The organism is Rhodocaloribacter litoris (assembly GCF_011682235.2).
GTDB lineage: Bacteria > Bacteroidota > Rhodothermia > Rhodothermales > ISCAR-4553 > Rhodocaloribacter > Rhodocaloribacter litoris.
Genome location: NZ_CP076718.1, coordinates 1,850,124 through 1,862,900, shown reverse-complemented (window position 1 = coordinate 1,862,900; position 12,777 = coordinate 1,850,124). Strand labels below are relative to the sequence as shown.

Sequence of the window (12,777 nt, the reverse complement as noted above, 5' to 3'; positions counted from 1 at the left end):
CGTCGCTGGAGCTGCGTTAGGAGATGTGTCTACTCCTATATAGCGTTTTTCCGGGGCAAAAAGGGTCATGGTGCGTCAAAAAAAAATGCGATCCCGGGAATAGTGCCGTTTCCGGCCGGAAAAAGGAACTTTTCGACCCGTGGGCGGACGGTCAGCGCCCGGTCACGCTTCGGAGCAGGTCCCAGAAGCCGGGGAACGAGACGCGGGCGCATGCGGCGCCGGTGATGGTGACGGGGCCGGTGGCGCGGAGGGCGGCCACGCCCATCGCCATGGCGATGCGGTGGTCGTCGAAGCTCTCGACGGTGGCGCCGCGGAGGGGCCGCCCGCCTTCGATGACGAGGCCGTCCGGCTGCTCCTCGACGGCGGCACCGAGGGCACGGAGGTTCGTGGCCAGGGCCGCCAGCCGGTCGGTTTCCTTGACCCGCAGCTCGGCGGCGTCGCGGATGACGGTGCGGCCTTCGGCACAGGCGGCGGCCACGGCCAGCGCGGGGATCTCGTCGATCAGGTTGGGGATGAGCGGGTCGCCTACGGTGACGCCGTGGAGCGGGGCGGGCCGGACGACCAGGTCGCCCAGCGGCTCGCCGCCGTGTGTGCGCTCGTTTTCCACCGTGACGTCGGCCCCCATGGCGCGGAGGACGTCGAGGAAGGCGGTGCGCGAGGGGTTGAGCCCGACGGCGGGCAGGCGCAGCTCGCCCGACGAGGCGATGCTGCCGGCGACGAGGAAGAAGGCAGCCGCCGAGAAGTCGCGCGGGACGGCCCACAGGCGCGGGGCGATGCGCCGGCCACCGTGGATGCTGATATGCCGCCGGCCCGTCCCGTCCTCGAACACGTCGAGTCCCAGCATCCGCTCGGTATGATCGCGGGAGGGGAGCGTCTCGATCACCGTGGTCGTCCCTTCGGCGAAGAGGCCCGCCAGCAGCACGCACGACTTGACCTGCGCCGAGGGGACGGGTAGCACGTATTCGATGCCCCGGAGGCGCCCGCCGCGCAGGCGCACGGGGGCGTGGCCGTCCGTCAGCTCCACCGTGGCGCCCATCTGCCGGAGCGGGGCGGCGATGCGGTCCATGGGGCGGCGGCTGAGGGAGGCGTCGCCCGTGAGGGTGGACTCGAACGGCTGCCCGGCCAGGATACCCGCCAGCAGCCGCATGGTGGTGCCCGAGTTGCCGCAGTCGAGCGGGCCCTCCGGCGGGCGCAGCCCTTCCAGCCCCACGCCTTCCACGTGGAGGATCCCCTCCGCATCCTCCTCGATGCGCACGCCGAGCCGGCGCAGGCACGCCAGCGTGGACTGCGGATCGGCCGAGGCCGGGTAGTTGACGATCTGCGACGTGCCGTCGGCCAGGGCCGCCAGCAGCGCCGCGCGGTGCGCCACCGACTTGTCCGCCGGCAGCTCCACCACACCCAGCACCGACGCGGCCGGATAGACGGTCTGGTTCATGGAAGGGGGAGGGTTGGAAGATTGCAAATTGAGGATGGAAGATGCTTGCCGTGCACGCCCAACGTTCACGCGCAACGCCCAGCGTTCAACGCACAACGCTCAACGTTCAACGCACAACGCCCTCACCACACGGGGCTTTCGGGCGAGGGCGGCAGCGGGAAGGCGTCGAGGACGCTGCGCAGGAGATCCTGCTTCTCTTCCCAGTGGAGGAAGGCATACCGGAAGCCGTTGAGGGCGATCTCACGGAGCTGCCCGGCCTGGATTCCGCAGTAGCGGTGAACGCGCCACAGCTCGTCGGTCACCGTGGTGCGGCTGAAGAGGCGGTTGTCCGTGTTGACCGTCACCGGGACGCTCCGTTCCACGAACAGGCGGATGGGGTGCGTCTCGTAGCCGTCGACCACGTGGGTCTGCACGTTGCTGGTGGGGCAGATCTCGAGCGGGACCTGGTGGTCGATGACGTACTGCATCAGCTCGGGATCGCGATGGAGCGTGATGCCGTGGCCGATGCGATGGGCGCCGCAGTAGAAGAGGGCCTGGTGGATCGACTCCGGCCCCCACGACTCGCCCGCGTGGCAGGTCAGGTTGAGCAGGTGGTTGCGGGCGTAGTAGAAGGCATGGAGGTGGTGCTTGGGCGGGTTGCCCGCCTCGCCGCCGGCCAGGTCGAAGGCCACGACGCCTTTCTTGCGGGCGCGGACGGCCAACTCGGCCTGCTGCAGCGACGCGCTCTCGTACCGGTCGCGCAGGCCGCAGACGATCAGCGCCGTGCGGATGCCGAAGTCGCGCTCGGCCGCCTTCAGCCCGTCGAGCACCGCGTCGTTGACCTCGTCGAGCGTGAGCCCTTCCTCCGTGTGCAGGATGGGGCCGTAGCGGACCTCCAGGTAGCGGACGTTCTCGCGGGCGTTGTCCTCGGCCAGCTCGTAGGCCACCCGGCGGAGCGCCTCCGGCGTCTGCATCAGCGGAATGGTGTACCGGAACCAGGCCAGGTAGGCCTCCAGCGTGGGCGAGTCGTCGATCTGGCGGAGGATCTTCTCGAGCGCCTCCTCGCTATCGGCCGGGAGCAGGTGCATCTTGCCCTGTTGCCGCGCCAGGTCCAGGACCGTCTTCAGGCGCAGCGAGCCGTCGAGGTGGCAGTGCAGCTCGGCCTTGGGCCAGGCCAGGATGTCTTCGCGCGTGAGGTGCGGTGCGGTCATAGACTTTTTTCGGAGGAAAGATAGCAGGTCCGGGCAGGGCGGGCAAGGCCGAAGCCGGTGCCCGCGGGGAGATGACGAAAAGTTCATCCGGCGCGTTTTCAGTTACGGACTGATGTTACGTTGCAGGCGACCAGGCCTCCACGTTTCGCACCTTTCGCTTCGTAGCGGGCCCCCTGAACCGGGAGAGAACGACCCCCATCCCCCCTTCGGGGTACTTCCCCCTGTGCGGCCTGCGGCCAGGGGGAAGGGCTTGTTTCGGCACGACGCGGTCTGAAAAGCCTCTCCCCTTGCGAAGGAGGTGTCGCGAAGCGACGGAGGGGTAGGCCGTCCACCGCACAGGTCTTAACTGCGTAACATCAGTTACGGGGCCGGTCGTTCATGGCAACAAAGCCAAACGGGAACAGGTACAACGCGGGCAGAATGATGGCAGATCATCCGCGGAAACGATATGCCGGAAAAGACGAAAGTGCGCCGTTTCGGGGAAGACCTCGGGTTCATCATCCCGGCGTCGGTCGCCGAGGCGATGAGGATGCAGGAGGGCGATGCGTTCGAGCTATCCGTCACGCCCGAGGGCATCCTGCTGATCCCGTGTGATCCGGACGTCGCCGGGATGATGGAGGATGCACGGGCCTTCATGCATTCTCACCGGAACGCTTTCCGCGAACTGGCCCGATGAGCGAGGGCGGCCGGGACGAGCCCCGGTGGCTCACGCCGGGTCAGGTCAGGATGCTCCATGCCGAGACGGTGCGGCTTTTCGGTGGAGCACCCGGGGTGCGCGACGAGGGGTTGCTTCGCAGTGCCCTGGCCCGGCCCCGGCATCGCTGGACCTATGGTGAGGCCGTGTCGCTGTTCGCCCTGGCCGCCGCCTATGCTTCCGGGATTGCCCGCAACCACCCCTTCGTGGACGGCAACAAGCGGACGGCGCTCCTGTCCATTCGTGCCTTTCTCTTCCGGAACGGCTATCGTTTTCTTCCCGACGAAGCGGCGACGGTGAGCATGATGGAAGGTCTGGCTGCCGGACGTGTCAAGGAAGACGAACTGGCCTCCTGGATCGAAGCCTCATCGACACGCATGGCGTAAAGGCCCGGGCAGGGCGGGCAAGGCCAAAGCCGGTGCCCGCGGGGAGATGACGAAAAGTTCATCCGGCGGGCGGCCTGTTCCGGGGTCGAAGAACCCCGGCGCGTCTCGTGCATTAGACCCAAGCAGGGGCACGGAAACGGCCCGGAAATTCGCTATATTTCCGCGCCCCGCGGCCGGAATCTCTGTTATCTTGCCGGCCGGCCGGATTTCCGGGCCGCTGTCGAGGCGGCCGCCCGCCGGGGCCGTGCCGCCGCGTTTTTCCACACGACATCGAGGTGATGGCCATGGGTAGCATTGGCATGCCGGAACTGATTCTCATTTTCCTGGCGATTCTGCTCATCTTCGGGGCGAAGCGCATTCCCGAGATCGCCCGGGGGCTGGGTAAGGGGATCCGCGAGTTCAAGGACGCCACGCGCGACATCCAGCGCGAGCTGACCGTCGAGGATTCGCCGCAGATCCAGGCCCCGCGCCCGCCGGCACAGACGCCGACGCCGCGCACCGAGGCGAAGCAGGAGACCGGTTCGTCCGGCACGGCGTCCGCTTCCTGACAGGGGCAACGTATAACGTGCAACGTCCAACGTTCGACGGATGACGTATCTCACGTACGGTGCCGCCCGCGAGGCGCTGGCACGGGGCGAGACCAGTTGCGAGGCGCTGGTCTCGTCTTTTTTGGAAAAAATCGAGGCCGAGAACGACCGCCTGAACGTCTTCATCTCGGTCGACGCCGAGGGGGCGCGGGCGCAGGCCCGGGCGCTGGACGCCCGCCGCGCCCGGGGCGAAGACCTGCCGCTGGCCGGGATGGTGGTGGCCGTCAAGGATGTCATCTGCATCCGGGGGCAGCGTGTGACGTGTGCCTCGCGCATGCTCGAAAACTTCACCTCGCTCTACGACGCCACCGTCATCGAGCGGCTGCGTGCGGCCGGCGTCCTCTTCATCGGCAAGACGAACTGCGACGAGTTCGCCATGGGCTCGTCGAACGAGAACTCGCACTTCGGCCCGGTGCGTAACCCGCTCGATCCGGACTACGTGCCCGGCGGGTCGTCGGGCGGCTCGGCGGCGGCCGTGGCGGCGGGGATGTGCCACGTGGCCCTGGGCTCGGACACCGGCGGTTCCATCCGCCAGCCCGCGGCCTTCTGCGGGGTGATGGGCCTCAAGCCCACCTACGGGCGCGTCAGCCGCTACGGCCTGGTGGCCTATGCCTCCTCGTTCGACTGCATCGGCCCCTTCGCCCGGGACGTGGACGATCTGGCCGCCGTGCTGGCCGTGATGGCCGGGCAGGACCCCAACGACGCCACCAGCGCCCCCGTGCCCGTGCCGGACTACCGCGCCGCCCTCGACGGCGGCGTGGCGGGCCTGCGCATCGGCCTCCCGAAAGAGTACTTCGGCGAGGGGCTGGACGAGGGCATCCGCGCGGCCATCGAGCAGCAGGTGGCGCGCCTGGAGACCGCCGGCGCCACCGTGCGCGACGTCTCGTTGCCCCACACCCCGTACGGCATCGCCACCTATTACATCCTGACCACGGCCGAGGCGTCGAGCAACCTGGCGCGGTACGACGGGGTACGTTACGGCTACCGCGCCGACGAGCAGGCCGTGCGCCGCGCGATGAAGGCCGAGCGGGAGGCGCTGGAGGCCGCGCTCCGGGCCGCCGAGGAGGCCGGCGACGACGCGGCCGCCGCCGAGGCCCGGGCTCGCCTCGACGCCCAGGAGTCGCTCCTCGACCGGCTCTACGCCCAGACCCGCACCGAGGGCTTCGGCAGCGAGGTCAAGCGCCGGATCATGCTGGGCACCTACGTCCTCTCCTCCGGCTACTACGACGCCTACTATGCCCGGGCGCAGCGCGTGCGCACCCTCATCCGCCGTGATTTCGAGCGGGCCTTCGAGACGGTGGACGTGCTGCTGACCCCCGCCACGCCGACACCCCCCTTCCGCCTGGGCGAAAAGCTCGACGACCCCCTTTCGATGTACCTGAACGACGTCTACACCGTCACGGCCAACCTGGCCGGCATCCCCGGGCTCGTGGTGCCCGGCGGCCGGCATCCGGAGGGCTTTCCCGTCGGGGTGCAACTGCTCGGCCCGCACTTCGAGGAGGCACGGCTGCTGCGTGCCGGCGCGGCCGTGGCACACCAGGCGACGACGGCCTGATTCGGCCAAAATTTCAAGGGAACGGGTTCTGCTTTTCCCCGGCACCCCCTAACTTGGCAAATTCCACTCCGGACCATCGACCCATACTTCCGACATGAGCATCTTCGTCGACAAGCACACGCGCCTGGTGGTGCAGGGCTTCACCGGGAAGGAGGGTACCTTCCACGCCGAGCAGATGATCGAATACGGCACGCCGGTGGTGGCCGGCGTCACGCCGGGCAAGGGCGGGCAGAAGCACCTGGGGCGGCCGGTCTTCAACACGGTCTCGGAGGCCGTGGAGCAAGAGGGGGCGAACACGTCCATCATCTTCGTGCCCCCGGCCTTTGCCGCCGACGCCATCCTGGAGGCCGCCGATGCCGGCATCGGGGTCATCATCTGCATCACCGAGGGCATCCCGGCCCGCGACATGATCCCCGTGTATCACTACGTGAAGCGGAAGGGGGCGAGTCTCATCGGGCCGAACTGCCCGGGCGTCATCACGCCGGGTGAGGCCAAAGTCGGCATCATGCCCGCGATGATCTTCACGCCGGGCTCGGTGGGCGTCGTCTCGCGCTCGGGGACGCTTACCTACGAGGCCGTCGACCAGCTCACCCGGCAGGGCTTCGGGCAGAGCACGGCCGTCGGCATCGGCGGCGACCCCGTCATCGGCACCCGCTTCGTCGACGTGCTCGAACGCTTCCAGGCGGACGACCAGACCGAGGCCGTCGTGCTCATCGGCGAGATCGGCGGGACGGCCGAGGAGGAGGCCGCCGCCTACATCAACGCCCACATGACCAAGCCCGTCTTTGCCTTCATCGCCGGGAGCACCGCGCCGCCGGGGCGCCGCATGGGCCACGCCGGCGCCATCATCTCGGGCGGCAAGGGAACGGCCGAGGACAAGTTCGCCGCGCTCGAGGCCGCCGGGGCCGTCGTCGTGAAGAACCCCGCCCTCATCGGCGCGACGGTGAAGGAGCACCTGGCGCCGGCCTGATCCCGGTTCGCCGGGGCGCGAGCCCGCCACGGGCGGTAGACCCATGAAGATGCGTGACGTGCGGTTCGTCCGGGGCGTGGCCGCCTGGTCCGGCCTCCCCGACGACGGCCTGCCCGAGGTGGCCTTCATCGGCCGCTCGAATGTGGGCAAGAGCTCCCTCATCAACCTGATCACCGGGCGCCGGGCGCTGGCCCGCACGAGCGGCACGCCGGGCAAGACGCGCGAGCTGAACTTCTACCGCGTCGACGACCGCTTCTACCTGGTCGACCTGCCCGGCTTCGGCTATGCGAAGGTCGCGCGGACCGAGCGCGTGCGGTGGCAGCGGCTCATCGGGCGCTACCTGACCGAGCGCGAGACGCTGCGGCTGGTTTTTCATCTCATCGACAGCCGCCACCCGCCCACGGCCCTCGACCGCGAGGTGATGCTGCTCACCCGGGAGAGCGAGGCCCCCTACATCGTCCTGCTGACGAAGACGGACAAGCTTTCGGGCAACGGTCGCCAGAAGGCCGTGGCGGCGGTGCAGCGGGCGTTGCAGGCGGCCGGGCGTGAGGCGCCGGTTCTCCTGACCTCGGCCGAGGACGGGCGCGGGCGGGACGAGGTGCTCCGGTGGATCGACGACCTGGTCGCATAGCACCGGAAGCGTCCGGTGAGGGGAGTCAGGGGCCGAGGGGCCGGAGGCCGGCGTCGCGGAGGCCGACGAGCAGGGCCTCGCCGTCGCCGGCGACGCGCAGTTCGGCATACCGGGCATCGGCGTAGCGTTCGGCGTGGCCTTCCTGGAAGAAGAAGGCCGAGGGGCCGAGGAGGAGCGCGCCGTCGCGACGGTGGTAGCGGAGCAGGTGTTCGTCCGGGGCCAGGGGCTCGCCCGGTGTGTACGGGCGCAGGGGGGTGGCCACGCCCCGCGCATCGACGCGGACCACCAGCCGCCCGCTCCGGCGGTCCGTGCCGGCCAGCAGGGCCGTGAGCGTGTCCGGAAGCGCATAGCGGAGCACCATGTAGTCGCCCTGGAGCAGCGCACGGGGATCGCGTACGCTCAGCTCGACGAACAGCGTGCGGCCGGTGGTACGAAGCCGCTCTTTCTGCAGCACGAACAGGTTGAGCGTGGCGAGCACGAGCAGCCCGGTCGCCAGGATCACCATCCGACTGGCACCGGCGGGGCTGCGGGGCGGGCGGTTCGCCGCCTCCTCCTTCGGAGCTTCCGGATGGCGGGCCGCGCCCTTCAACCCGAAGGCGCGCACGGCCAGGAGGGCGAGGCCGGTGCCCATCAGGAGGAAGGATTTGGCCAGCAGCGTGAGGTTCAGGTTGTAATAGAAAAGGGTGAGAAAGAGGGCCAGGAACGTCAGGGCGAGGCCCATGAGCAGGCGGCGGCCGTGCCGGAAGCCGAGGACGAGTACCAGGAGGGCGGCCGGGAGACCGGGGGCGTCGGAGGTCAGCGGGACCAGGAGGGCGACGGCGGTGAGGAGACGCGCCCGGGTGGCGAGGGAGGCGGCGGTCTCGTGCAGGAGGCGATAGAGGAGGACCCCGAGCACCACCGCCAGGCCGAGCGTCGAGGGCCACCAGGGGAGGCCGGCGAAGGCCCCGTCGCCGGTCGCCGGGAGGGTGAGCAGGCCGAGGAGGCCACCCGCCAGCCCGTAGGCGACGGGCCGGACGAGCGAGGCCGCCCGGCTTTGCACGAGCGCCGTTTCGCGCTCCCACAGGCCCGTAGCACCCGCCGCTGCGCCGAGCACGAGCACGTGAACGAAGGGGAGGGCTTCGAGCGCGTGGAGGAGCACCGCGCCCGCCGTCACGGCCAGCAGGGTGGAGACGAACCGGTGCAGGGGATCCGGATAGGCGACGATGAGGAGGACCTCGAGGGCGAGGGCCGCGCCCCAGACGGCGGCATCCCAGTCCAGCATCCGGCCCAGCCCGCCGGTGAGGAGCACCTGCCCGGCCAGGCTCAGGGCGAAAGCGAGCTGGTGGAGGAACAACCCCCGTGCCGCATGGCGCAGCCCGAGTGCGCCGGCCAGCAGGGCGGCACCCGTGCCGAGCGTGGCCGCTTCACTGCGCAGGGCTGTCGTGGCCACGAGAAAGAGGATGAAGAGCAACGCGGCGATCCATGCGCCGGCCGCGATGAGCGCCCGTATGTACCACGGGTCGTCGACGGGTTCGGCGTCGAAGGTCGCCGGCAGGGGGCGGTCGGGGGCATCGCGGTACAGCCCCTCGGCCCGGAGCCGTGCGAGCACGTCGCGGAGCCGGGGCGGCGTCATGAGCCCCCCTCCCGTGCCACTGTGCGCAGCCACGCAGCCGCCGCCGCCGACTGCGCGACCACGAGCAGCCCGATGAACAGGGCGCCCCACCCCTCGACGTCGATGGTTTTGATGAGCCCGGCCGTTACGACGACGATGGCACTCAGGAGCCACAGCGCCAGCATGAGCACGTCGCGGCGGCTGCGGTAGAACCACAGGCCGGTGACGAGAACGGCGGTGTAGAGTGCCACCGCGAGGCCGTGTGTCCCGCCGAGGTGAAGACCGAAGCCGCGCGCAGCGAAGAACGCATCGACGACGGGGGCCGAAAGGGCCGCCAGGGCCACGGCCGCCAGGAGGGCGGGTGCCCATCGCTTCCGTAGCCAGGCCACCCCGCGTGCCGCGCCCGTCTCCCATGCCGCCAGCGCGGCCAGGTGGAGGACAGCCGGCGGCAGCACCGTTGCCGGCCAGGCGGCACCGGTCGGGTCGGTCACCTGGGCCCGGTAGGCCAGCCACGTCGCGTCGAGCAGGGCGAGCCACAGCACCCACAGGGCCGGAAAGCGGCTCATGGTTACCCAGGGCAATATGAGCAGGCTCCAGAGGCCAAACAGTTCGTAGGCGTCTGCACCGGTGGGGTAGACCTGCCCGAAGACGGCAAGGAAAGCCCCCACCAGCACGACGGCGCCGGTGAGCGCGGCCTGCCCGCCGAGCCGGTGCACGCCCCGAAACCACGCCGCCCCCACGGCACCCGCGAGCGCTGCCTCGATCAGGGCAAACTTCACGAAGCGGCTCATGGCGGCCCAGTTGTAGGCGAAAAAGAAGATGATACCCGCCAGAAGCAGGGCCAGTCCAAGGAGTAGCAGCATACGGTCGGCAAACCGCCGCCATGTTGCGGGATCGGGACGGTGCCCGGCCAGGTGCAGGGCCCGTTCCAGCGCCGCCGGGGACAGGTGCCCGGTCCGGGCCAGGTGCTCCAGGTGCGCCCGTGTTGCAGGTTGGTCGAGAGGCGAGGAAGACATCGTCCGGAGCGTTTCCGCAGCTACGGGCTGTTCGGGGTGGGTCGGGGCGTGCGGGAGGCCCCACGTTTTTCTGAAGCCCGCCCCGTGTTGCCGGGACGGCCGCTCGAGAACCGGGATGGCTCGAAGGGGCCGTATGCGAGATCCGGTGCGGTCCCCGCGAGGTGATCGACCACCGCTATGTCAGCGTGCAACGCAGGTCCCTCCGAGCCCACCGGGCCGCAATATAGGCGGAAGGGGCACGGCACGCCAGGGGTAAAAAATTAACACCTCCGTAACCGGCGCATCGTTTCCCCGTAAGGGCGGTCTCCCTCATCGAAGGCGCGCTTCGGTTCATCCCCCATCCACTTCGTTTCCGGTCTCCATCACACTTCTCGGTCATTTGCGATGACGTCGCTGTGCTACCGTCGCCTTGCGGCCTGCCTGGTGCTGGCCGTGGCTTCCTTCTTGCCGTCTCTTGCACAGACCACCCGGTCGCCGGTGCCGCACCAGCTGGCTGATTCCGGCACGTTCACGCCGAACGTGCGGCCGGTGCTTGCGCCCCGCCCCGCCCCGGCGCCCATCCGTATCGACGGCGTGCTCGACGATGCGGGCTGGCAGGAGGCCGTCCGGGCAACCAACTTCTCCGAGACGTTTCCCGGCGACCAGACCCGCCCCCCCATCGGCATCGAAGTGTGGACGACCTACGACGCCGAGAACCTCTACGTCGCCTTTCTCATCCAGGACGACCCGAAGGCCGTTCGGGTGAACATGAGCGACCGCGACCGTATCTGGCAGGACGATTACGTCGGGGTCATCCTGGACACCTACGGCACGAACGCCTGGGCCTACTTCATTGCCTCGAACCCCATCGGCATCCAGGGGGACACGCGCATCATCAACGGAGGCGACGAGGACGACGGCTTCGACATCATCTTCCACTCGGACGGGCAGGTTACCGGGACGGGCTATCAGGTGGAGATGGCCATCCCGTTCCGCAGCCTGCGTTTCCCGGCCCGGCCCGTGCAAAGCTGGAACATCAACTTCTGGATCACCCGCCCGCGCGAGAGCCGCAACACGTATTCGTGGGCCGCCATCGACCGGGACGATCCGTGCTGGCTCTGCCAGCTGGGCCGCATCGAAGGCATCGAAGGAGCCGCGCCGGCCGGCCGGCTCGAGCTGCTGCCGGCCATCACCGGTTCGCAGGCCGGCACGCTCGCCTCCGAAGCGCGTCCCGCCGACGGCCTGGCCCAGGGACGCCTCACCGTGGATCCCTCCTTCAGCGCCAAATACGCGTTCTCCTCCAACCTTATCGCCGACGTGGCCGTCAATCCGGACTTCAGCCAGATCGAGTCGGATGCCGCCCAGGTGGATGTGAACACGACGTTCGCGCTCTTCTTCCCCGAACGCCGGCCTTTCTTTCAGGAAGGTTCGGAACTGTTCGCGCAGGAAATCCAGACGGTCTATACCCGCTCGATCAACAACCCGTTCGCCGTGGCCAAGCTGACGGGACGCTTCGACCGGACCAGCTTCTCGTATGTGGGGGGCGTGGACCAGGACAGCCCCGTCATCCTGCCGTTCGAGGAGGAGAGCCGGTTCGTGCAGGCGGGCGAGAGCGTGAGCAACCTGCTGCGCGTCAAGCATACGTTCGGGTCGAGCTCGTTCGTCGGGGCGATGGTGACGGACCGGCGCTTCACGGGCACCGGTATGGCCGGCTCGACGGTCTCGCTGGATGCCAGCCTGCGCCTCTCACGGGTTTATTCCCTGCAGGCCCAGCTTGTAGGCAGCCGCACCGCCGAGGGCACCGATGCCGGGCTCTCGGAGCAGGCCGGCGAACGCACGTTCGACGGTACCCGCACGGCGGCCTTCGACGGGGAGACCTACAACGGCTGGGCCGCCTATACGGCTTTCCGGCGGAATGCCCGCCACTGGAACTTCGATCTCTGGTATACGGGCCGGAGCCCCACCTTCCGCGCCGCCAACGGGTTTGTGACGCAGAACAACATCCACCAGGCCATGTTCTTCACCCGGTACACGTTCTACCTGGAGAAGGGCTTTCTGCAACGCCTCTCGCCGGAACTGCTGGCCGGCTATTTCTGGAACTTTGAGAAGCAGCGAAAAGACGAGTTTCTCCGGCTGGGTGTGCAGGCGCAGATGAAGGGGCAGACCTATGCGCGTGTGCGGGTGCTGGTCTTCAGCAACGAGCGCTTCGCCGGAAAGGACTTCCGGGGCCTGCGCCGGATGGATGCCGTCGTCGAATCGAATTTCAGCGATCCGGTGCGTCTCGGAGGCTTCGTGAGTGTGGGGACGGCCATTGCCCGCAACCTGGCGGAGCCGACGATGGGGCGCGTGCTCAACCTGGAGCTCTGGGGAGCGGTCAAACCGGGCACACGGCTGTCTCTACAGCCCAACTTCACATTTGCCCGCCTGACGGATAGGGATACCGGCGACGAGGTGTTTTCGGGCTATATCCTCCGGGTCCGCACCAGCTACCAGTTCACCAGACGCCTCTTCCTCCGTCTGGTCACGCAGTACAACGACTTCGCCCGGACGCTGGAGGTGGATCCGCTCCTGACGTACAAGGTCAATCCGTTCACGGCCCTGTACCTGGGTTCGACGCACGATTTCCGGGATTTCCGGGAGGAGGCGAGGGGGTTTTTTGCCGGATACTATCCGACCGGGCGGCAGATCTTTTTCAAGTTGCAGTACCTGTTCCGGGTTTGAGACGTCGGGCGGCCCGGGCGCG

Annotated in this window: 11 protein-coding genes; 7 read left to right on the top strand and 4 right to left on the bottom strand. The window is 68.8% G+C overall.

The features are described from left to right. Positions 1–151 precede the first annotated feature (151 nt). Both aroA and add read right to left on the bottom strand, forming a co-directional pair. Positions 152–1,435 (bottom strand): 3-phosphoshikimate 1-carboxyvinyltransferase, encoded by a 1,284-nt coding sequence (gene aroA, locus GQ464_RS07645; RefSeq protein ID WP_166979929.1) that lies wholly within the window; start codon positions 1,433–1,435, stop codon positions 152–154. A gap of 122 nt (positions 1,436–1,557) precedes the next feature. Next, a complete protein-coding gene (gene add / locus GQ464_RS07640; RefSeq protein ID WP_166979927.1) occupies positions 1,558–2,625 on the bottom strand; it encodes an adenosine deaminase in 1,068 nt (355 codons plus the stop codon). A gap of 448 nt (positions 2,626–3,073) precedes the next feature. On the opposite strand from add, the gene GQ464_RS07635 reads away from it, so the two are divergent. From GQ464_RS07635 to yihA, 6 genes are all read left to right on the top strand, one after another. Beyond that, on the top strand, positions 3,074–3,301 hold the full coding sequence (locus GQ464_RS07635) for an AbrB/MazE/SpoVT family DNA-binding domain-containing protein (RefSeq protein WP_166979925.1): 228 nt from the start codon (positions 3,074–3,076) through the stop codon (positions 3,299–3,301). Next, the gene (locus GQ464_RS07630) at positions 3,298–3,705 is read left to right on the top strand and encodes a type II toxin-antitoxin system death-on-curing family toxin (protein ID WP_166979923.1); all 408 of its coding nucleotides are present in this window, start codon (positions 3,298–3,300) and stop codon (positions 3,703–3,705) included. The genes GQ464_RS07635 and GQ464_RS07630 overlap by 4 nt, the downstream gene beginning before the upstream one ends. 284 nt (positions 3,706–3,989) lie before the next feature. Then, positions 3,990–4,253, top strand: a complete 264-nt coding sequence (tatA, locus tag GQ464_RS07625; protein WP_166979921.1) for a twin-arginine translocase TatA/TatE family subunit — start codon at positions 3,990–3,992, stop codon at positions 4,251–4,253. Positions 4,254–4,293: 40 nt separating this feature from the next. Next, a complete protein-coding gene (locus tag GQ464_RS07620) occupies positions 4,294–5,847 on the top strand; it encodes an amidase family protein (RefSeq protein ID WP_166979919.1) in 1,554 nt (517 codons plus the stop codon). A 94-nt stretch (positions 5,848–5,941) separates the two neighbouring features. Next, the gene (gene sucD, locus GQ464_RS07615) at positions 5,942–6,817 is read left to right on the top strand and encodes a succinate--CoA ligase subunit alpha (RefSeq protein ID WP_166979917.1); all 876 of its coding nucleotides are present in this window, start codon (positions 5,942–5,944) and stop codon (positions 6,815–6,817) included. Between the two features lie 43 nt (positions 6,818–6,860). Then, the gene (yihA, locus tag GQ464_RS07610; RefSeq protein ID WP_166979915.1) at positions 6,861–7,448 is read left to right on the top strand and encodes a ribosome biogenesis GTP-binding protein YihA/YsxC; all 588 of its coding nucleotides are present in this window, start codon (positions 6,861–6,863) and stop codon (positions 7,446–7,448) included. Between the two features lie 25 nt (positions 7,449–7,473). Here the strand turns inward: yihA and GQ464_RS07605 are convergent, their stop codons facing one another. Continuing rightward, on the bottom strand, positions 7,474–9,060 hold the full coding sequence (locus GQ464_RS07605; RefSeq protein WP_166979913.1) for a GDYXXLXY domain-containing protein: 1,587 nt from the start codon (positions 9,058–9,060) through the stop codon (positions 7,474–7,476). Next, positions 9,057–10,055: a DUF2157 domain-containing protein gene (locus GQ464_RS07600; RefSeq protein ID WP_166979911.1), complete on the bottom strand. Its 999-nt coding sequence runs from the start codon at positions 10,053–10,055 to the stop codon at positions 9,057–9,059. Before GQ464_RS07600 ends, GQ464_RS07605 begins: the two co-directional genes overlap by 4 nt. Positions 10,056–10,439: 384 nt before the next feature. Here GQ464_RS07600 and GQ464_RS07595 point away from each other — a divergent pair, with 384 nt between their 5' ends. Then, complete coding sequence (locus tag GQ464_RS07595; protein ID WP_166979909.1) at positions 10,440–12,755, top strand: carbohydrate binding family 9 domain-containing protein; 2,316 nt, start codon at positions 10,440–10,442, stop codon at positions 12,753–12,755. The last annotated feature ends 22 nt before the right edge of the window (positions 12,756–12,777 follow it).